The sequence below is a fragment of the Micromonospora sp. WMMD956 genome (assembly GCF_029626125.1).
Lineage (GTDB): Bacteria > Actinomycetota > Actinomycetes > Mycobacteriales > Micromonosporaceae > Micromonospora > Micromonospora carbonacea.
Genome location: NZ_JARUBI010000005.1, coordinates 7,104,936 through 7,125,603, shown reverse-complemented (window position 1 = coordinate 7,125,603; position 20,668 = coordinate 7,104,936). Strand labels below are relative to the sequence as shown.

At 75.5% G+C, this 20,668-nt stretch carries 10 protein-coding genes and 1 pseudogene; 9 read left to right on the top strand and 2 right to left on the bottom strand.

What is annotated here, in order from left to right; all coding sequences use genetic code 11:
* The first annotated feature begins 4 nt into the window (after nt 1-4).
* From O7628_RS30860 to O7628_RS30840, 5 genes are all read left to right on the top strand, one after another.
* On the top strand, nt 5-5,524 hold the full coding sequence (locus O7628_RS30860; protein WP_278135867.1) for a type I polyketide synthase: 5,520 nt from the start codon (nt 5-7) through the stop codon (nt 5,522-5,524).
* Nucleotides 5,525-5,606: 82 nt separating this feature from the next.
* Nucleotides 5,607-6,560: a TauD/TfdA family dioxygenase gene (locus O7628_RS30855; RefSeq protein WP_043968606.1), complete on the top strand. Its 954-nt coding sequence runs from the start codon at nt 5,607-5,609 to the stop codon at nt 6,558-6,560.
* Nucleotides 6,560-6,748 carry an MbtH family protein gene (locus O7628_RS30850; RefSeq protein ID WP_074473223.1) on the top strand — a complete coding sequence of 63 codons (189 nt, stop codon included), beginning with the start codon at nt 6,560-6,562 and terminating at the stop codon, nt 6,746-6,748. The genes O7628_RS30855 and O7628_RS30850 overlap by 1 nt, the downstream gene beginning before the upstream one ends.
* The gene (locus tag O7628_RS30845) at nt 6,745-9,867 is read left to right on the top strand and encodes an amino acid adenylation domain-containing protein (protein WP_278135866.1); all 3,123 of its coding nucleotides are present in this window, start codon (nt 6,745-6,747) and stop codon (nt 9,865-9,867) included. Before O7628_RS30850 ends, O7628_RS30845 begins: the two co-directional genes overlap by 4 nt.
* The gene (locus tag O7628_RS30840; protein ID WP_278135865.1) at nt 9,864-15,428 is read left to right on the top strand and encodes a non-ribosomal peptide synthetase/MFS transporter; all 5,565 of its coding nucleotides are present in this window, start codon (nt 9,864-9,866) and stop codon (nt 15,426-15,428) included. Before O7628_RS30845 ends, O7628_RS30840 begins: the two co-directional genes overlap by 4 nt.
* A gap of 83 nt (nt 15,429-15,511) precedes the next feature.
* Here O7628_RS30840 and O7628_RS30835 read toward each other — a convergent pair whose 3' ends face one another.
* Complete coding sequence (locus O7628_RS30835) at nt 15,512-16,891, bottom strand: hypothetical protein (protein WP_278127507.1); 1,380 nt, start codon at nt 16,889-16,891, stop codon at nt 15,512-15,514.
* Nucleotides 16,892-16,998: 107 nt separating this feature from the next.
* On the opposite strand from O7628_RS30835, the gene O7628_RS30830 reads away from it, so the two are divergent.
* Nucleotides 16,999-17,493 (top strand): type II toxin-antitoxin system PemK/MazF family toxin, encoded by a 495-nt coding sequence (locus O7628_RS30830; protein WP_278127506.1) that lies wholly within the window; start codon nt 16,999-17,001, stop codon nt 17,491-17,493.
* An 85-nt stretch (nt 17,494-17,578) separates the two neighbouring features.
* Here the strand turns inward: O7628_RS30830 and O7628_RS30825 are convergent, their stop codons facing one another.
* The gene (locus tag O7628_RS30825) at nt 17,579-18,229 is read right to left on the bottom strand and encodes a GGDEF domain-containing protein (RefSeq protein WP_074473228.1); all 651 of its coding nucleotides are present in this window, start codon (nt 18,227-18,229) and stop codon (nt 17,579-17,581) included.
* A 261-nt stretch (nt 18,230-18,490) separates the two neighbouring features.
* On the opposite strand from O7628_RS30825, the gene O7628_RS30820 reads away from it, so the two are divergent.
* The 3 genes and pseudogenes from O7628_RS30820 (at nt 18,491) to O7628_RS30810 (ending at nt 20,410) form a co-directional block, all read left to right on the top strand.
* Nucleotides 18,491-18,730 carry a DUF397 domain-containing protein gene (locus O7628_RS30820; protein ID WP_074473229.1) on the top strand — a complete coding sequence of 80 codons (240 nt, stop codon included), beginning with the start codon at nt 18,491-18,493 and terminating at the stop codon, nt 18,728-18,730.
* Between the two features lie 145 nt (nt 18,731-18,875).
* A pseudogene (locus tag O7628_RS30815) lies at nt 18,876-19,448 on the top strand (helix-turn-helix transcriptional regulator); the annotation flags it as partial.
* A 38-nt stretch (nt 19,449-19,486) separates the two neighbouring features.
* The gene (locus tag O7628_RS30810; RefSeq protein WP_278127503.1) at nt 19,487-20,410 is read left to right on the top strand and encodes a DedA family protein; all 924 of its coding nucleotides are present in this window, start codon (nt 19,487-19,489) and stop codon (nt 20,408-20,410) included.
* Nucleotides 20,411-20,668 lie beyond the last annotated feature (258 nt).

Sequence of the window (20,668 nt, the reverse complement as noted above, 5' to 3'; positions counted from 1 at the left end):
CCTGATGGACAACGCGATCGACACCGATCACCCCGCCGACGACGGCATCGAGCCGATCGCGATCGTCGGGCTGGCCGCCCGGCTGCCCGGCGCGGCCGACGTGCACGAGTTCTGGCGCAACCTGGTCGACGGCGTGGAGTCGGTGACCGAGCTGACCCGCGAGGAGCAGATCGCCCGGGGCGTGCCCCCCGAGGAGGTCGACGACCCGGGCTGGGTCAGCCGCGCCCCGCTCGTCGACGGCTACGACGAGTTCGACGCCGGCCTGTTCGGGATGACCGCCCGGGAGGCCGAGGTCACCGACCCGCAGCACCGGCTGTTCCTGGAGACCTGCTACACGGCGCTCCAGGACGCCGGCTACGACCCGGCCCGCTACGACGGTGCCGTCGGCGTGTACGCGGGCACCGGCGCGGCGTCGTACCTCAACCGCAACGTGCTGCGCAACAAGCGCGTCGGCGGCAATCCGCACAGCGCCGTCTCCATCGCCACCAGCAACTCGCCGAACTACGTGGCGACGAACGTGTCGTACCGGCTGGACCTGCGGGGGCCGAGCCTGACCGTGCACACCGCCTGCTCCACGTCGCTTGTCGCGTTCCACCTGGCGTGCGAGGCGCTGCGCAACGGCGAGTGCGACATGGCCCTGGCCGGCGGCGTCAACATCGAGCTGCCGCAGGCCGGCTACCTCGGCATGGACGGCTTCACCTCCCCCGACGGGCGGTGCCGGCCGTTCGACGCCGCCGCGAACGGCACCGTGTGGGGCAGCGGCGTGGGGGTGACGCTGCTCAAGCGGCTCTCCGACGCGATCGCCGACGGCGACCACATCCGGGCCGTGGTGCTCGGCAACGCCATCAACAACGACGGGGCCGGCAAGGTCGGCTTCACCGCGCCCAGCGTGGACGGGCAGATGGAGGCCGTCGCCCAGGCCGTCGGGATGGCCGGGATCGACCCGCGCACCATCAGCTACGTCGAGGCGCACGGCACCGGCACCGCGATGGGCGACCCGATCGAGGTGGCCGCCCTGTCGGCCGTCTACACGAAGGACACCGACGACCGGGGCTGGTGCGGCATCGGCTCGGTCAAGTCCAACATCGGCCACCTCAGCCAGCCCTCCGGCATCGTCAGCGTGATCAAGACGGTGCTGGCGATGGAGCACGGGCTGATCCCGCCGACGATCAACTACGAGACCCCCAACCCGGCGATCGAGTTCGCCGACACCCCGTTCTACGTGGCGAACACCCTCACCAAGTGGGACACCGACGGCGCGCCGCGCCGCGCCGGGGTCAGCTCCTTCGGCATCGGCGGCACCAACGCCCACGTGGTGCTCCAGGAGGCGCCGCCGGCGCAGCCGGGCGACCGGCGGGTGCGCCCGGCGCAGCTGCTGCACGTCTCGGCGAAGACCGCCACCGCCCTCGACGCCGCCGTGGACCGGCTCGCCGAGCACCTCGCCGGCAACCCCGACGGCGGGGCCGCGCACCTCGCCGACGTCGCGCACACCCTGCGGGTGGGCCGCCAGCAGTACGCCCACCGCCTCGCCGTGGCCGCCACCGACCTGCCCGACGCGGTCGCCGCGCTGCGCAACCCCCGGCGCGCGACGCGCGGGGTGACCGACGGGCCCGCCCCGAAGGTGGGTTTCCTCTTCTCCGGCCAGGGCGCCCAGTTCGCCGGCATGGGCGCGCAGCTCTACGCCGAGGAGCCCGGCTACGCGGCCGTGGTCGACGAGTGCGCCGAGCTGCTCCGCGCCGAGCTGGGCCTCGACCTGCGGGAGCTGATCCTCGGCCGGCACCCGGAGGCGGCCGGGCTGCTGGCGCAGACCCGCTACACCCAGCCCGCCCTGTTCGTCGTGGAGTACGCCCTGGCCGTCACCTGGCAGCGCCTCGGCGTGCGGCCGGCGGCGATGGTCGGGCACTCCATCGGCGAGTACGTCGCCGCGACCGTCGCCGGGGTGCTCGACCTGCCCGACGCGCTGACGGTGGTGGCCGCCCGGGGCCGGCTCATGCAGTCCCTGCCGGCCGGGTCGATGCTGGCCGTGCCGCTGGACGAGTCGGTGGTCGCCGGGCTGCTGCCCGAGGGCGTGTCGATCGCCACGGTCAACGGGCCGGGCACCTGCGTGGTGGCCGGCGAGGCCGACGCGGTGACCGCGTTCGCCGAGATGCTGAAGGCCACCCGCAAGGTCAAGAGCAAGGCGCTGCGCACCTCCCACGCGTTCCACTCGCCGATGATGGAGCCGATCCTCGCCGAGTTCACCGCGCTGATGGCCACCGTGGCGCTGCGCGCGCCCCGCGTCCCGTTCGTGTCGAACGTCTCCGGCACCTGGATCACCGACGCGCAGGCCACCGACCCGGCGTACTGGGCGGCGCACCTGCGCCAGCCGGTGCGCTTCGGCGACGCGGTGGCCGCCCTGCTGGCCGAGGGCACCTGGGCGCTGGTGGAGTGCGGCCCCGGCCGGCAGCTGGCCAACCTGGCCCGGATGCAGGTCGCCAAGGGCTCGGCGCAGCAGCGGGCCCTGGTGCCGCTGGGCAGCCTCCCGGGCCCGGGGGAGCCGACCGGCGACCTGGCGACGCTGCTGGCCACCGCCGGGGCGCTGTGGTGCGCCGGCCTGCCCGTGCGCGCCGGCTCCGACCCGGCGGCCCGGCGGGTGCCGCTGCCGACGTACCCGTTCGAGCGCCGCCGCTACTGGGTCGACCCGGACCCGGTGGAGGCGGTCGCCGCCGCGCCGGCCGAGACGGGCCCCCGGCCGCTGCCGGAGTGGTTCGCCGTGCCGGTGTGGCGGCAGGCCGCGCCCGCGCCGGCCACCGCGCCGCTCGGCCGGTGCCTGGTGCTGGCCGACGGCCCGCGCGGCGCGGCGCTCGTCGCCGGCCTGCGCGCCGCCGGCGCCGACCCCGTCGTGGTACGCCCCGGCGACGCGTTCGCCGCCGTCCCCGACGCGGCCGGTGCGGGGGCGCGCGGCTTCACGGTGCGCCCCGCCGCGCGGGAGGACTTCGACGCGCTGGTCGCCGCCCTCGGCGACGACCTGCCGGCGCGGCTGGTGCACGCGCTCGCCCTCGACGGCGAGCCCACCGGCACCGACATCGCCGCCACCCTCGCCGCCCAGGACCGGGGCTTCTTCAGCGCCCTGCACCTGGTGCAGGCCCTCGCCGGGGCCGGCCGCACCGGCGACGAGCGCCCGCTGGCCCTGGACCTGGTGACCGCCGGCATCGGCGACGTGACCGGCGCGGACCTGACCCGCCCCGAGCACGCCACCCTCGCCGGCCTGGCCCGGGTGCTGCCGGTCGAGCTGCCCGGCCTGACGGTGCGGCTGCTCGACGCCGACCCCGCCGCGCCCGGCGCGGACGCCCTGGTGGCCGAGCTGCGCCGCCCGGTCGACCCGGCGCACCCGGAGGTGGCCCTGCGCGGGTCCCGCCGCTGGGTCACCGGCTACGAGCAGGTGACGGTCGACGCCGAGGCCGAGCCGGGCGCGCTGCGCGACGGCGGCCGCTACGTCATCACCGGCGGCCTCGGCGGCATCGGCATCACCCTCGCCGAGGACTTCGCCGCCCGCGCGAAGGCGAAGCTGGTGCTGCTGGCCCGCTCGGGCCTGCCGCCGCGCGAGCGGTGGGACGATCACCTCGCCGTGCACGGCGCGGACGACCGCGCGGGCCGGGCCATCGCCGCGATCCGCCGGATGGAGGCCGGCGGCGCGTCGGTGCTGGTCCTCGCCGCCGACGTCACCGACCCGGCCGACCTGCGCCGGGTCCGGGCCGCCGCCGAGGCCGAGTTCGGCGGCATCGACGGGATCGTGCACGCCGCCGGCCTGCCCGGCGGCGGCATGGCCGAGGTGAAGGACCGCGCCGAGGCCGACCGGGTGTTCGCCCCGAAGCTCGCCGGCACCCTCGCCCTGGCCCAGGTCTTCGGCGACCTGCCGCTGGACTTCGTGGTGCTCTGCTCCTCGATCACCGCCGTGATCGGCGGCTTCGGCCAGGTCGACTACTGCGCGGCCAACAACTTCCTCGACGCGCACGCCCGCGCCGGTGCCGGCTGGGCCGCGCCGGTGGTGGCGCAGAACTGGGGCGGCTGGGCCGAGGTCGGCATGGCGGCGGAGAGCACCGCGCCGGCCGGGTTCCGGGCGGTGGCCCGGGACGCCGTCACCGCCACGGTCGACCACCCGGTGCTCACCACGCGGGTGACCGGCCCGGAGGGCACGGTGCTGCACGGGCTGGTCTCCGCCGCGACCCACTGGCTGCTCGACGAGCACCGCATCGGCGGGGTGCCGGTGGTGCCGGGCACCGCCCACCTGGAGTCGGTGCGCGCCGCCGTGGCCGCCGCCGTCGCGGCCCCCGGCCCCGACGCGGCGGTGGAGCTGCGCGACGTGGTGTTCCTGGAGCCGTTCTCGGTGCCCGACGGCACGACCGCCCAGTACCGGGTGGCGCTCACCGCCGCCGAGGACGGGGCCACGGAGTTCGTGGTGCAGAGCCTCGCCGCCGGGGTGCTGCGCACCCACGTGCGCGGCGCGGCCGGCTGGACCACCGAGCCCGCCCCGGCGGTCGACGTGGCGGCGGTGGCCGCCCGGTCCCGCCGGGTCGACGACGACGCGTCGTTCGGCCGGGGCCGCACCAGCATGCTCGCCTTCGGGCCGCGCTGGCGGTCGCTGGCCGCGCACCACCTCGCCGACGGCGAGGAGCTGGCGCTGGTGGAGGCGCCCGCCGAGGCCGCCGCCGACCTCGGCGCGTGGGGCCTGCACCCGGCGCTGCTCGACGTGGCCACCGCGTTCGGCCGGGGCCAGGGTTCCGGCACCTACCTGCCGCTGTCGTACGGGCGGATCGTGGTGCGCGCGCCGCTGCCCGGGCGGTTCCACAGCCACCTGCGCCACCGCGACGGCGGCACCGACGAGGTCGTCTCCGCCGACCTGACCCTCACCGACCCGGACGGGCGGGAGCTGGTCTCGATCAGCGACTTCGTGCTGCGCCGGGTGGACGCGTCGGCGGTCACCGGCGGGCTCGCCGCCGACGGCCCGGCCGCCACCGCCGGCGACGCGTCGGCGGGTGCGCCCAGCGAGGACATCCGCCCGGTCGACGGCGCGGAGGCGTTCCGCCGCAGCCTCACCGCCGGCCTCGGCGCCCAGGTGGTGATCACCACCCGGTCGGTGGCCGACATCCGGGCCCGCGCCGCCCGGGTCACCACCGGGAGCCTGGAGTCGGAGGCCGACCCGGCGGTGTCGGCCGCCACCGTGGAGGCCGGCGCGTCGGCCGCGCCGCGCACCGAGCTGGAGGCCGCCATCGCCCAGGTGTGGCGCGACGGCCTCGGCGTGCCGGTCGTCGGCGTGGACGACGACTTCTTCGCCCTCGGCGGCAACTCCCTCGTCGCGGTGCAGCTCATCGCGTCGATGCGCAAGGCGACCGGGGTGCGGCTGCCGATGCGCAGCCTCTTCGAGACGCCCACCGTTGCCGGGCTCGCCGCCCGCATCGAGGAGCTGCGCACCGAGGCGTCCGCCGCCGACGAGCCCCCGGCCCCGGCTCCGGCCCCGAGCATCCCGCGGTTGCCCCGCGCGTGAGCACCAGGGAAGCGGTCCCGCGCGTGAGCACCAAGGAAGCACCAGGAGTCGTGGCTTGACGCAAGCAAGGGAGTACAGAGCAATGAGCGACACGATCGCCACGCTGCCGGTGGTCGTCGAAAGCGACGGCCGGGCACTGACCGACCTGATCGGCGCGCGCCGCGCCGAGCTGCGGGCCGCCCTCGTCGACCACGGCGGGCTGCTGTTCCGCGGGTTCGACGTGGGCGGCGTCGACGGCTTCGACGCGGTGGTGCGGGCGCTGGCCGGTGAGCCGCTGGTCTACACCGAGCGGTCCTCGCCCCGGCACGCCATCAAGGGCCGGGTCTACACCTCGACCGACTACCCGCCGGACGAGGAGATCTTCCTGCACAACGAGAACTCGTACCAGGCGCGCTGGCCGCTGACCCTGTTCTTCTGGTGCGTCACCCCGCCGGACACGCTCGGCGCGACGCCCCTGGCGGACGTGCGCCGGGTCTACGAGCTGATCGACCCGGCCGTGCGGGAGGAGTTCGTGCGCCGCCGCTGGATGCTGGTGCGCAACTTCCACGCCGACTTCGGCACCCGCTGGCAGGACGTGTTCAACACCGACGACCGCGCCGAGGTCGAGGCGTACGCGGCGGCGAACCGGATCAGCCTGGAGTGGGTGGGCGCGGACGGGCTGCGCACCCGCGCCGTGCGCGAGCCGGTGCACTACCGGCCCGGCTCGGACACCCCGCGCTGGTTCAACCACGCCACGTTCTTCCACCTGAGCACCCTGCCGCAGGAATACCAGGAGGGGCTGCTGGCGATGTTCGGCCCCGACGGGCTGCCGTCGAACACCTACTACGGCGACGGCGGCGAGATCCCCGCCGACGTGCTGGACCACCTGCGGGCCGCGTACCGGGCCGCCAGCGTCCGCTTCGACTACCAGCGCGACGACGTGCTGGTGGTCGACAACATGACGGCCGCGCACGCCCGGGAGCCGTTCACCGGCCCCCGCAAGATCGCCGTCGCGATGGCCGAGCCGCACACCCCCGAGAGCACTGGAGACAACTGATGGCCGAAACCCGATTCCTGGTCGTGCGCAACGACGAGGAGCAGTACTCGATCTGGTCGGCCGACCGGGAGCTCCCCGCGGGCTGGCACGACACCGGCTTCGCCGGCACGCGCGAGGAGTGCCTCGCCCACATCGACACCGTCTGGACCGACATGCGCCCCCGCTCCGTACGCGAGGCAGCCTCATGACGCGGGAGTGGACCTTCCCCGCCTCCTTCGCCCAGGAGCGGGTGTGGCTGGCCAACCAGCTCGACCCCGGCTCGCCGGTCTACAACGTGTCCAACCCGTGGCCGTTCCCGCCCGAGCTGGACGCCGACGCCGTGAGCGAGGTGTTCAACCAGGTGGTCGCCCGGCACGAGGCGCTGCGCACCCACCTGCGCTCCGACGACGGGACGCTGGTGCAGGTGGTCCGCGAGCACGAGCCGGTCCGCCTGCCGGCCGAGGACCTGTCGGGCCTGCCCGAGGCCGAGCGGCTCGCCCGCTACCACGCGATCCGCGAGGAGCTGGCCCGCACCCCGATCCCGCTGGACGTCCCGCCGCTGTGGCGGGCCCGGCTGGTCAAGGTCAACGAGGCCTGGTCGGTGCAGTTCGTGGTGCACCACGCCGTCTTCGACGCCCACTCGGCGGTGCTGTTCACCACCGAGCTGTCCGCGTTCACCACGGCCGCGCTGACCGGCGCGCCCGCCGCCGTGCCCGAGCTGCCCATCCAGTACGCCGACTTCGCCGCCTGGCAGCGCGACCAGCTCGCCGGCCCGGAGCTGGACCGGCAGCTCGACTTCTGGCGGGCGCACCTGGCCGGCGCGCCCGCCGTGACCGGCCTGCCGCTGGACCGGCCCCGCCCGGCCCAGCTCGGCTTCGCCGGCGACGAGGTCCGCTTCGACCTGCCCGCCGGGCTGCTCGACGCCGTCGGCGCGCTCGCCACCGCGTCGGCGGCCACCCCGTACATGGTGCTGCTGACCGGGTTCGCCGCGCTGCTGTCGCGGATCTCCGGCGACGACACCGTGGTCGTCGGCGTCTCCACCGCCGGCCGGGACAGCGCCGAGGTGGCCCCGCTGATCGGCATGTTCGTCAACCCGGTGGCGCTGCGCTGCGACCTGACCGGCGACCCCACCGTCGCCGAGCTGCTCGGTCGGGTGAAGGGCGGCCTGCTCGACGCGATGGAGCACGGGCAGACCCCGTTCCAGAAGATCGTCGAGGCGGTGGCCCCGCAGCGGGACCCGTCCGTGCAGCCGATCTTCCAGACCGCGCTGAACTTCATCCCCGACTCCGGCCTGGACCCGGTGCCGCTGGGCACCACGAAGGACGACCTGGCCTTCGACGTCACCGCGGGGGAGAGCCGGCTGGTCTACCGCACCGACCTGTTCGACCGGGCCACCGCCGAGGCGGTCGTCGCCCGCTACGTGCGGCTGCTCGCCGCCGCCGTCGCCGACCCCGGGCGGCGGGTCAGCGAGCTGCCCCTGCTCGACGACGCCGAGCGGCGGCTGGTCCTCGACGCCGGGAACGCCACCGGCCACGCCCGGCCGGCCGGCACCGTCGTCGACGCGGTGCAGCGGCAGGCCGCCGCCACCCCGCACGCCACCGCCCTGGTCTGCGACGGCGTCGCGCTGACGTACGCCGAGCTGAACGCCGCCGCGAACCGGCTGGCCCGGCTGCTGGTGGCACGTGGGGCCGGCCCGGAGACCCGGGTCGCGCTGGCCCTGCCCCGCTCGGCGGACCTGCTGGTGGCCGTCCTCGCGGTGCTCAAGTCCGGGGCCGCGTACGTGCCGGTCGACACCGGCTACCCGGCGGCCCGGATCGCCTACCTGCTCGACGACGCCGAGCCGGCGCTGGTGCTGGCCACCGCCGACACGGCGGCCCTGGTGCCCGGCGACCCGCTGGTGCTCGACCCGGGCACCGCCGCCGGCCTCGACGCGGCCGACCTGACCGACGCCGACCGGGTCGCCCCGCTGCGCCCCGGACACCCCGCGTACGTGCTCTACACCTCCGGCTCCACCGGCCGTCCCAAGGGCGTCGTGGTGGAGCACCGGGCGGCGGCGGCCTACCTGGCCTGGGCCCGGGACGCCTACCCGGGGCTGGGCGGCACGGCGCTGCTGCACTCGCCGGTGTCGTTCGACCTGACCGTCACCGGGCTGCTCGGCCCGCTCACCGCCGGCGGCACCGTCCGGCTCGCCGCCATCGACGAGCCGGCCGCCCGCGCGGGTGGGAAGCCGGCGTTCCTGAAGGTCACCCCGAGCCACCTGCCGCTGCTCGACGACGCCCTGTCCCCGACGGCGGACCTGGTCGTCGGCGGTGAGGCGCTCACCGGCGAACAGCTCGCCGCCTGGCGGGCCGCCCACCCGGGCGTGGCCGTCACCAACGAGTACGGCCCGACCGAGGCCACCGTCGGCTGCGTCGCCGCCCGCATCGCACCCGGGCAGGAGCTGGCCGCCGGGCCGGTGCCGATCGGCACGCCCACCTGGAACACCCGGGCGCTGCTGCTCGACGCCGCGCTGCACCCGGTGCCCCCGGGCGTGGCCGGCGAGCTGTACGTGGCCGGCGACCAGCTCGCCCGCGGCTACCTGCGCCGCCCCGGCCTGACCGCCGAGCGGTTCCTGCCCTGCCCGTACGGGCCGCCGGGGCAGCGCATGTACCGCACCGGCGACCTGGCCCGCTGGCGGGCCGACGGGACGCTGGAGTACCTGGGCCGCCGCGACGACCAGGTGAAGGTGCGCGGCATGCGCATCGAGCTGGGCGAGATCGAGTCGGCGCTGCTGGCCCGGCCCGGCGTGCGCGCGGCGGCGGCGGCCGTGCGCGTCGACTCCGGCGAGCCGACGCTGGTCGGCTATCTCGTCGGCGACGCCGACCCGGCGACGCTCGCGGCCGACCTGGCCCGGGAGCTGCCCGCGCACCTCGTGCCGGCCGCGTTCGTCACGCTCGACGCGCTGCCGCTGACCCCCAACGGCAAGCTGGACCGGGCCGCGCTGCCCGCCCCGGCCGCCCCGGCGGCGGTCGAGGACGCGTACGTCGCCCCGCGCACCGACGCCGAGGCGCTGGTGGCCGAGGTGTACGCCGACATCCTCGGTGTGGAGAAGGTCGGCGCTGCCGACGACTTCTTCGCCCTCGGCGGCAACTCGCTGCGCGGCATGCGGGCGATGGCCCGCATCCGGGCCGAGGTGGACGTGGACCTGCCCATGCGGGCGCTGTTCGGCAGCCCGGTGGTGGCCGACCTGGCCGCCCAGATCGAGAAGCTGATCGCCGCGGAACTCGACGAGCTCTCCGACGCCGAGGTCGCCGAGCTGCTGGCGACGGAAGAGGGACCCACCCCATGACCGACCTGAAGGATCCGGCCCGGGAGGCGGCCCGGCAGGCGCTGATCGCCAAGCGCCTGCGCAAGCGGACCACCGCCCCCGCCGCCCGGATCACCCCCCGGCCCCCCGGCGCGCAGGTGCCGCTGTCGTACGCCCAGGAGCGGGTCTGGTTCATGGACCAGATCGCCCCGGGCGAGGCGGCGTACCACATCGCGGTGCCGCTGCGGGTGCGCGGGCCGCTCGACGTCGCGGCCCTGCGCGGCGCGCTGGCCGCCCTGACCGCCCGGCACGAGTCGCTGCGCACCCGGTTCCCCGCCGATGCCGACGGCCGCCCCACGGTGGTGGTCGAGGAGTCCGTCGAGGCGCCGCTGACGGTGACGGAGGCGGCCGACGCCGACGCCGCGCAGGCGCTGGTGGAGGCCGCGTCGGCGGAGCCGTTCGACCTGGCCGGCGGGCCGCTGCTGCGCGCCCTGCTGATCCGCCTCGCCCCCGATGACCACGTGCTGTTCCTGAGCAAGCACCACATCGTCGGCGACGGCTGGTCGGTGGACGTGCTGCTGCGCGACCTGATCACCCTCTACCACGGCGGTGAGCCCCCCGCCCTGCCCGTGCAGTACGGCGACTTCGCCGTGTGGGAGGCGCGGGAGCTGGACGGCCCGGCGGCCCGGGGGCACCTGGACTGGTGGAAGTCCCGGCTGGCCGGGATCACCCCGCTGGAGCTGCCGCTGGACGCGCCGCGCCCGGCCACCCAGACCTACCGGGGCGACTTCGTCGAGTTCCAGCTCGACCCGGCCGAGACCGAGCGGCTCAACGCGCTCACCCGGTCGTCCGGCGCGACGCTGTTCATGACGCTGCTCGCCGCCTACCAGGTGCTGCTGTCCCGGCACGCCGGGCAGGACGACTTCGCCGTCGGCGCGTCGGTGGCCGGCCGGTCCGCCCCCGAGCTGGAGAACGTCGTCGGCATGTTCATCAACATGCTGCCGCTGCGCGCCGAGCTGGCCGGCGACCCGACGTTCACCGAGCTGCTGGAGCGCACCCGGCGCGGCGTGCTGGACGGCTTCGAGCACGCCGAGGTGCCGTTCGCCAAGGTCGTGCATGAGCTGGGCCTGCCCCGCGACGTGAGCCGGTCCCCGGTGTTCCAGGCCATGTTCGTGTTGCAGAACTACGAGATGGGCCGGTTCACCGGGGTCTCCGACGCCGCCGAGGTGCGCTTCGAGTGGACGCCGATGGAGTTGCGCGCCACCCGGTTCGACTTCGAGCTGCACGCGGTGGAGACCACCGAGGGGCTCTGGGGCAAGCTCGTCTTCAACACCGACCTGTTCACCCGGGCCACCGTCGAGCGGATCGCCCGCCGGTGGACCACCCTGCTGCGGGCGGTCGTCGCCGCGCCGGACACCCCGGTCTCGGCCCTGCCGATGGTCGACCCCGCCGAGCGGGACCTGCTGGCCGCCTGGAACGACACCACGGCCCGGTTTCCGCACGAGCAGACCCTGCACGGGCCGTTCGAGGTGCGGGCCGCCGCCACGCCCGACGCGGTGGCGCTGACCTTCGAGGGCCGCCCGGTGACGTACGCCGGGCTGAACGCCGCCGCGAACCGCGTCGCCCACCGGCTGCGCGCGGCCGGCGTCGGCCCGGAGACCCTGGTCGGGGTGTGCGCCGAGCGGTCGGTGGAGCTGGTCGCCGGGCTGCTCGGCGTGCTCAAGGCCGGCGGCGCGTACCTGCCGCTGGACCCGGAGTACCCGGCCGACCGGCTGTCCTTCATGGTCACCGACGCGGCCGCGCCCGTGGTGCTGGTGCAGGAGCACCTGCGCGACGTGCTGCCCGACACCGGCGCGACGGTGCTCGCCCTCGACGACGCCGCGACGTGGGCCGACCAGCCCGCCACCGACCCCGCGCCGACGGCCGGGCCCGACAACCTCGCGTACGTCATCTACACCTCCGGCTCCACGGGCCGGCCCAAGGGCGTGCCGAACACCCACCGGGGCATCGTCAACCGGCTGCACTGGAAGCAGGAGACCTACCGGCTCGCCGCCGACGACGCGGTGCTGCAGAAGACCCCGGCCAGCTTCGACGTGTCGGTGTGGGAGTTCTTCTGGCCGCTGCGGGAGGGCGCCCGGCTGGTGCTGGCGAAGCCCGGCGGGCACAAGGACGCCGGCTACCTGCGGGACCTGCTGGTGGCCGAGCGGATCACCACCGCCCACTTCGTGCCGTCGATGCTGACGGTCTTCCTCGGCGAGGACGGCATCGAGGCGGCCACCGCCCTGCGCCGGGTGATCTGCTCCGGTGAGGAGCTGCCGTTGGCCTCGGCGGTGGAGTTCACCACCCGGCTGCCTTGGTGCGAGCTGCACAACCTGTACGGCCCCACCGAGGCGGCCATCGACGTCAGCGCCTGGCGCTGCGACCCGGCGGCGCTCGCCGGGCTGTCGAGCGTGCCGATCGGCGGGCCGATCGCCAACCTGCGGCTGCACGTGCTCGACGCGGCGGGCAGCGAGTGCCCGGTCGGCGTCGCGGGGGAGCTGCACATCGGCGGCGTCGGCCTGGCCCGGGGCTACCACCGCCGGCCGGCGCTGACCGCCGAGCGGTTCGTGCCCGACCCGTTCTCGGGCGAGCCGGGGGCCCGGCTGTACCGCACCGGCGACCTGGCCCGCTGGGTCGTCGCCCCGGCCGGCGGCGGTGCAGCGGCCGGCGACGGTGACGCGGCCGGTGGCGGGGCGGCGGCCGGCGACGCCCCGCGCGGGGTGATCGAGTTCCTCGGCCGCATCGACCACCAGGTGAAGCTGCGCGGCCTGCGCATCGAGCTGGGCGAGATCGAGAGCGCCCTGCGGGAGCAGCCGGGCGTCACCGAGGCGGCCGTCATCGTCCGCGAGGACGCCCCGGGCGACAAGCGGCTCACCGCGTACCTGGTGGGCGACGCCGAGCACGCCGCGCTGAAGGCGGCGCTGAAGGAGACGCTGCCCGAATACATGGTGCCGACCGCGTTCGTCACCCTCGACGCGCTGCCGCTGAGCCCCAACGGCAAGCTCGACCGGCGCGCGCTGCCCGCGCCCGTGGTGACCCGCGAGGCGTCGGTGGCGCTGGTCGAGCCGCGCGACGACACCGAGCGGCTGCTGGCCGGGATCTGGTCGGAGGTGCTGGGCGTCGACACGCTCGGCATCGACGACGACTTCTTCGACCTGGGCGGGCACTCGATGCTCGCCACCCAGGTCGTCGCGAAGATCCGCAAGGCCGAGCACGGCGGGCGGCCCGTCGGCGTGATGGACCTGTTCCAGCAGCGGACCATCCGCGAGCTGGCCGCGTTCATGGCCGGCGACGCCGCCGACGACGGCCCGCGCCGGCTGCTCTACGAGCTGACCAAGCCCATCCCCGCCGGTCAGCGGCTCCGCACGTACGTCTGCGTCCCCTACGGCGGCGGCAGCGCCATCGTCTACCAGCCCCTCGCCGACGCCCTGCCCGCCGGCAACGCCCTGTACTCGCTGGCGATCCCCGGGCACGACGTGGGGCTCAGCGAGGAGGGCCTGCCGTTCGAGGAGCTGACCCGCCGGGTCGCCGACGAGATCGTCGAGCGGATCTCCGGCCCGATCGTCCTGTACGGCCACTGCGGCGTCGGCAGCGCCATCGTCGCCGAGGTGGCCCGCAAGGTCGAGGCGGCCGGCCGGGAGCTGGAGGCGCTCTACATCGGCGCGATGTTCCCGTTCGCCCGCCCGAAGGGCCTCTTCGCCGCCGCCCGCAACCGCCTCGAACGGCTGCGCAGCAACAAGCACTACGCGAGCTGGCTCAAGTCGATGGGCGTCGACACCGACGAGCTGGACCCGGAGCAGGCCGACCGGATCATCAGCAACATGCGGGCCGACTCCCGCGCCTCGGAGGAGTACTTCACCGGACTGCTCGACGCCAATGCGGCGAAGCTGCGCGCCCCGATCGTCTCGGTGGTCGGCTCCGAGGACCCGGTGACCGACTACTTCGCCGAGCGGTACGCCGAGTGGCAGTTCCTCACCGACACCGTCGGGCTGGTCGTGCTCGACCAGGCGGGGCACTTCTTCCTCAAGTACCGGGCCGACGAGCTGGCGGAGATCGTCACCTCGGTGCACCCGGCGGTGCGCGCCGGCGACACGACCGCCCTGGAGGCGGCGGCCCGGGGCGAGGACGCCGGCTGGGTCGTCGCCGACCACCGGCGCGTCGGCGCGGACCGGAGCCCCGAGCGGGCCGTGGTCAAGCCGAGCATGGGCCGGTTCGTCGCGGTCACCGCCGGCCAGCTCGTCTCCACGACAGGCTCGGCGCTGACCGCGTTCGCCCTGCCGATCTGGCTGTTCACCCAGACCGGCTCGGTGGCGAACCTGGGCCTGCTGTGGGCGCTGGCGCTGGTCTGCGGCGTGCTGATGCTGCCCATCGCGGGCGCGATCACCGACCGGGTCAGCCGCCGCCGGATCATGATGATCGCCAGCTCCGCCGCCGGGTCGATCCAGCTCGTGCTGGCCGCCCTGCTCTGGACGGACAACCTGCGGCTGTGGATGATCTACGCCCTGGTGGCGCTCAGCCAGGTCGCCGGGTCGTTCCAGCGCATCGCGTTCCAGTCGGCGGTGCCGCAGCTCGTGCCGAAGCGCTACCTCGGTCACGCGATGGGCGTCACCCAGCTCACCAACGGCTTCGCGATGCTGCTGATGCCGGTCTTCGCCGCCGGGCTGCTGGCCGCCATCGAGCTCAAGGGCATCCTGCTCATCGACGTGGCCAGCTACGTGGTGGCGGTGGCCACCCTGGCCGTGGTCCGCTTCCCCGACCTGCTCGGCTGGCGGCCCCGGGAGCGGCTGCTCGTCGCCATCGCCAACGGGCTGCGCTACTCGTGGCAGCACCGGGGCTTCCGGCTCATGCTGGGCTACTTCGCGATCGGCAACATCTTCCTGGCCCCGGCGCTGGTGCTGACCACCCCGCTGGTGCTCTCCTTCGCCACCGCCACGCAGGTGGCGCAGGTGGCCCTGGCCGAGGCGCTCGGCGCGGTGGCCGGCGGCGTGCTCATGTCGCTGTGGGGCGGCCCGCGCCACCGCCGGATGATCGGCGTCCTGCTCGGCAACCTCGGCACCGCGCTCGGCTGCGTCGTGATCGGCCTGGACGCCTCCGTCGCGGTGATCTGCGTCGGGGCGTTCTGGCTGGCCATGGCGATGACCACCGCCCAGTCGATCTACGCGACGATCGTGCAGGTGAAGGTGCCGCAGCGCTACCACGGCCGGGTGTTCAGCCTCAACCAGACGATCTCCTGGTCGACGCTGCCGATCGGCTTCGCGCTGCTCGCCCCGGCGGCCAGCGGCCTGTTCGAGCCGATGCTCGCCGAGGGCGGGTCGCTCGCCGGGTCGGTGGGCGCGGTCATCGGCACCGGTCCGGGCCGGGGCATCGGCTTCGCGTACGTCTGCTTCGGCGCGGCGCTGGTGCTGGTCACGCTGGGCGGCTTCGCGATCCGGCTGCTGCGCCGCTTCGACCTGGAGGTGCCGGACTCGCTGCCCGACGACCTGATCGGCGCGCAGGAGCGCGAGCGGCGGCTCGCCGCCCGGGCCGCCGGGCGGCAGGAGGAGAAGGTGCCCGTGGCGGCCTGACCCGCTGCCGGGCCGGCCCGCGTGGCCGCCACGACACGGGGGCCGGGGCCTGCGGCGGTCCACCGCCGCAGGCCCCGGTGTGCTCAGGCCACCGGCGGGTCGGCCAGGTCGGCGGCGGCGACGTCGTCGGGCTCGGCGACCCAGCCGGAGAAGACGGGCACGCCGTGCCACGGGCCGGTGCCGCCGCCGCGCCGGTCGGTGGCGACGGCCACCACCGCGTACGGGTGGCCGAAGCGCAGCTCCGCGACGCGGGCCACCCCCAGCGGGGGCAGGCTGACCCGCGCGAACATCCCGGTGACGGCCGCCGCGGCGAACCCGTACCGGTCGTAGCGGGCCGCGACCGCCTGCCGGGCCCGCACGTCGCCCGCGCCGACCAGCGGTGCGAGGACCCGGCCGGCCGCGGTGAACCCGAGCCCGGTCAGTTCGTGCTCGTCGCGGGCCGACCAGCAGGGCAACGCCGCCGTGTGCCGCTGCTCCCGGCGGTCGGGGGCGAACGTGCGCACGGCCTCCTCGCGCAGCGTCCACAGCGGCGTCTCGCCCAGCGGCAGGTCGAACAGCGACCGCCGGCCGGCGGGCTCGTCGGCGTCGACGTCGGCGGCGATCCGGTACGCGGCGGCGAGCACGTCGGCCGGGGCCACCCCGGGCGCGGCGGCCACCGAGACCACCGACAGCCCCGCCCCGGCGGCCCCGCCGCTGCCGTCCGTGCCGGTGTCGGCGCCGCCCGCCTCGTGCCCGCCGTTCACGGCCGGCTGCGCCGTCGCCACGTGCACGGCGACGTCCCCGGCCTCCGGCGTCGCCGCGATCCACGCGCGGTGCCCGTGCGCCGGGGTGCGCAGCACCCGGGTCAGCCGCCCCGCCCACGGGCTGTCCGGGCCGAGCGCCCCGGCCGGGGCGAGGTCGAACGGGGCGGCCCAGGAGATCCGGGTGGCCACGGCCGAGGCCAGGGCGAGCGCCACCCGGGGGTCGAGGGCCAGCGGGAACCGCTCGATCAGCCCGAGGCTGTGCTCGCGGGCCCACGCGTCGAGGCCGGCCTGGTCGGGCAGCGGGCCGGTCCCGGTGGCGCGGGGGAGGGCGGCCCGCCAGGCGTCCAGCCCGGCGCTCCCGGCGCCGGGCCGGTGCCAGACGGCCGTCGCCGACGGCACCAGGGGATGCGGCGCGTCCAGCAGGTCGGCGGCGATCCGGGCGGCCCGCGCCGGCGCGGTGCCCAGGGCGTCGGCGAGGGCGGCGGCGTCCCCGTCGAGCCCGGCGTGCCCGTCGAGTCCGGCGTGCCCGTCGAGTCCGGCGTGCCCGTCGAGTCCGGCGTTTCCGTCCGGTCCGGCGGCGTCGCCCTCGGGGGCGGCCGATGCGCAGAGGGCGAGCAGCAGCCACGCGCCCAGCGGGGACGCGACGTGGTGCCGGTCGCCGGCCGTGGCGTGCAACCGGGCGGCGTAGCGGGCCAGCGGGGCGTGGAGGTTCGTCGTCATCCCCCCACTGTGCCCGCCCCGGCCCGTTCGCGCGGCGGGCGGCCGCGCGGCGTCCGCCGGCCGCCGTGGCTGGGCGGCGGGCCGGGGGACGGGTTAGGCTGCCCGCCGTGGCAGGTCTGTTGAGGAGTGTGGCGTCCCGGCTGGGGCGGGTGGCCCGCGGCGGGGCCGCGCCGACGCGTACCCCCGGGCCGATCCCGGCCCAGGTGGCGCGGCGTCGGCAGGTCACGGCGTTGCAGCGCCGGGAGCTCAGCTACGCCCCCGAGCCCGACGGGCAGGCCGACCCGGGCGAGGTCGTCTGGACCTGGGTCCCCTACGAGGACGACCCCCGGCGGGGCAAGGACCGCCCGGTGCTGGTGGTGGGGCGCTCCAGCCGCACCCTGTTCGGCCTGATGCTGTCCAGCCAGAGCGAGCGGGACGGCCAGCGGCACTGGCTGGCGTTGGGCCCGGGCACCTGGGACCGGGACAACCGGCCCAGCTGGGTGCGGCTCGACCGCGTCCTCACCATGCGGGAGGACAGCATCCGCCGGGAGGGCGCGGTGCTGGACCGGGCGCGCTTCGACCGGGTCGGCCAGGCCCTGCGCGCCGGCTACGGCTGGCGCTGAGCCCTGCCGTCGCCGTGCGGCGTCGCCGCGCCGCTGGCGCTGAGCCCTGCCGTCGTCCCGCTGCGGCCCCGCCGCAGGCGGGGCGTCAGCACTCGGCGAGGCGCGCGCTGTCGATGAGCTGGCGGGCGGAGCGGGACGCGCCGACGCTCTTCGCCCGGTACATCGCCGCGTCGGCGCGGTCGAGCGCCTCGGTGAGCTGGGTCGGGCAGGTGACGGGGGCGAGCCCGACGGAGGCGGTGACCCGCAGGCTCAGGCCGCCGAGGGGGATCGGCGCGGCGAGCGACTCGCAGAGCCGGCGGGAGGCGTGCTCGATCCAGCGCCGGTCGACGGTCGGGGTGGCCAGCAGGCCCGCGAACTCGTCGCCGCCGAGGCGGGCCACGAGGTTGTCCCCGGCGAAGGCGGCCAGCCGTTCGGCCACGCTGATCAGCACCTGGTCACCGGCGGCGTGCCCGTAGCGGTCGTTGACCTGCTTGAAGTCGTCGAGGTCCAGCACGATGGCGATCAGCGGCTGGCCGGCGGTGTCGGTGAGCAGGGTCGCGGCCAGCCGGAAGAAGGCCCGCCGGTTGGGCAGCCCGGTGAGCGGGTCGTGGCTGGCGGCGTGCCGCTCGGCGGCCAGCTCCGCCTGGAGGTGTTCGATCTCCGCCTCGGCCAGCATGGCCCGGCGGCGCAGTTGCCAGGCGGAGACCAGGGCCCCGGCGGCCGAGATGCCGGACGCGATGGTCAACGGATCCGGCACGAACCCTCCTCACCGCGTCTGCCCACGCGCCCGACCGCTGCCGCCGTGCCCGTGGGGGCTCCTGTTTTCCCTGGTACAGCCCCAGGTGAGGTAACCCAAAGTGAACACCTGGGTACACCCTCGTTGGGCTATCATGCTCGCTGTCCGGTGCAGATGCAATAGCAGATGCACGTGCAGCAAATCCCGTCGTAAGCCCCGCCCCTCGCCAGCACACCGCTCCTCCCCGCGGCATCGGCAGGCTCTTGACAAGAAAGATGCCCCATGCAGCAGCCCCGCAACGGCGTTCCCACTGCACAGCTCCCTCCGCTGACCTGGTTGAAGAGTCGACGGAGCAATCCCAGCGGCAACTGCGTCGAGCTTGCCGAGCTACCCGGCGGCGCCGGAATCGCCGTCCGTAACTCCCGCTACCCCGATGGTCCGGCGCTGATCTACACGATCGACGAGATCGCGGCATTCGTCCTCGGCGCCCGGGACGGCGACTTCGACCACCTCATCGGCTGACCCTGGGTCACCCCTCGGCTGCGTCCCGTCAACGGGACCGAAACGCCGGTCGGGCCGGGTTCACCTCACTGTCGGTCCATGGCATGCTTACACGTCGGCCGGGGTGGGGCCCGGTGCGACGAAGGCAGCAAGCGGAGGTCGGCGCGTGACGATGGTTCCCACGGAGGGTGGCCCGGCCACCGGCCCGACCGTGCTGCGCATGCTGCTCGGCGCGCAGCTACGCCGCCTGCGGGAGGCCAGCGGGGTGACCCGGGAGGGCGCCGGCTGGGAGATCCGGTCCTCCGAGTCGAAGATCAGCCGGATGGAGCTGGGCCGGGTCGGCTTCAAGGAGCGCGACGTCGCGGACCTGCTCAGCCTCTACGGCGTCACCGACGCCACGGAGCGGGAGGCCCTGCTCAAGCTCGCCCGCGACGCCAACAGCCCCGGCTGGTGGCACCGCTACGGCGACGTGCTCCCGTCGTGGTTCCAGTCGTACCTCGGCCTGGAGGCGGCCGCCGCGCTGATCCGCAGCTACGAGGTGCAGTTCGTGCCGGGCCTGCTCCAGACCCCGGAGTACGCCCGGGCCGTCGTCCTGCTCGGCCACCGGGGGGCCGGGGCGGACGAGATCGACCGCCGGGTGAGCCTGCGCATGCAGCGCCAGGAGCTGCTCCGTCGCCCCCGGCCGCCGCAACTGTGGGCCGTCGTGGACGAGGCGGCGCTGCGCCGGCCGATCGGCGGGGCGTGGCAGCCGGCGGGAACGGTCACTACCGTTGTCGGATGATCAGCACGCAGCCGCTCCTGCCCTTCCCCCGCACGGTCGCCGCCGGTCCCGAACCCGGCTCCGACGGGCCGGTCGGATTCGTCACGGGTCTGGTCGAGAGGCTGGGTGGCCCCGGCGCCGGGCTGGCGGTCGCGCTGGAGAACCTCTTCCCGCCGATCCCCAGCGAGGTGATCCTGCCGCTGGCGGGCTTCGTCGCCAGCCAGGGCCGGATGAGCCTGGTCGGGGCGATCGGCTGGACCACCCTCGGCTCGGTGGTCGGCGCGCTGGCCCTCTACTGGATCGGCGCGATGCTGGGCCGGGACCGGATGCGGGCCATCGCCGCCAAGCTGCCGCTGGTCAAGCTCGAGGACGTCGACCGCACGGAGGCGTGGTTCCTCCGGCACGGCGTCAAGGCGGTGTTCTTCGGCCGGATGATCCCGGTGTTCCGCAGTCTCATCTCGATCCCGGCCGGCGTCGAGCGGATGCCGGTGCTGACGTTCCTGCTCTACACGACGCTGGGCAGCCTCATCTGGAACACGGTCTTCGTCCTGGCGGGCTACCTGCTCGGCGAGAACTGGCACGTGGTCGAGGCTTACGTCGGCACGTTCCAGAACGTGGTCATCGCGGTGTCCGCGCTGGCGGTCGCGTGGTTCGTCGTCACCCGGGTACGCCGGTCCCGCGCCGCACGGCGTGACGCCGTGGCCTCCGCCTCCACGTCCGTTTCCGCTTCCGCGAACTCGTCTGTCGGTGGTCCGTCCGTGGGCGGTCCGTCCGCCGAGGAGCGCGGCGGCGACCTCGTCGGGTTCGCCGGCGGTCCGGCTGGGCACGGCCCGTCTGCCGGTGCCGATCGCGGCCTGCCGACCGGGCCGGAACGCGGCACGGGGGAGTACCGGGGAACGGTCTACCGCAGCGGCTCCTGGCGCGGCGGGCCTGAGCACTGACGGGTCGGCGCGTCCCGCCCGGCTGATCAACTCCGTGCCGGGGACATGGCGGTATCCCGTCCCGTTGATACCCCCACCTGCCTGACATCCCGTCATGCGACCGCCCGTGTGGGCGGTTTGTCCGTCCCGCCGGGGGTGGCGTGGCATGGGGTGGGTGGGGTTGATCATGTCGGGCAGGTGGCGGTATCCCGGCCCGCTGATACCGCCACCTGCCCGGCATCCCGTCATGCGACCGCCCGTATGGGGGGTTTGTCTGTC

What these genes read in the sequence shown, in the direction of transcription:
- O7628_RS30860 (WP_278135867.1), top strand. Translation starts at nt 5, where the DNA reads ATGGACAACGCGATCGACACCGATCACCCCGCCGACGACGGCATCGAG.
- O7628_RS30855 (WP_043968606.1), top strand. Translation starts at nt 5,607, where the DNA reads ATGAGCGACACGATCGCCACGCTGCCGGTGGTCGTCGAAAGCGACGGC.
- O7628_RS30850 (WP_074473223.1), top strand. Translation starts at nt 6,560, where the DNA reads ATGGCCGAAACCCGATTCCTGGTCGTGCGCAACGACGAGGAGCAGTAC.
- O7628_RS30845 (WP_278135866.1), top strand. Translation starts at nt 6,745, where the DNA reads ATGACGCGGGAGTGGACCTTCCCCGCCTCCTTCGCCCAGGAGCGGGTG.
- O7628_RS30840 (WP_278135865.1), top strand. Translation starts at nt 9,864, where the DNA reads ATGACCGACCTGAAGGATCCGGCCCGGGAGGCGGCCCGGCAGGCGCTG.
- O7628_RS30835 (WP_278127507.1), bottom strand. Translation starts at nt 16,891, where the DNA reads ATGACGACGAACCTCCACGCCCCGCTGGCCCGCTACGCCGCCCGGTTG.
- O7628_RS30820 (WP_074473229.1), top strand. Translation starts at nt 18,491, where the DNA reads ATGCAGCAGCCCCGCAACGGCGTTCCCACTGCACAGCTCCCTCCGCTG.
- O7628_RS30810 (WP_278127503.1), top strand. Translation starts at nt 19,487, where the DNA reads ATGATCAGCACGCAGCCGCTCCTGCCCTTCCCCCGCACGGTCGCCGCC.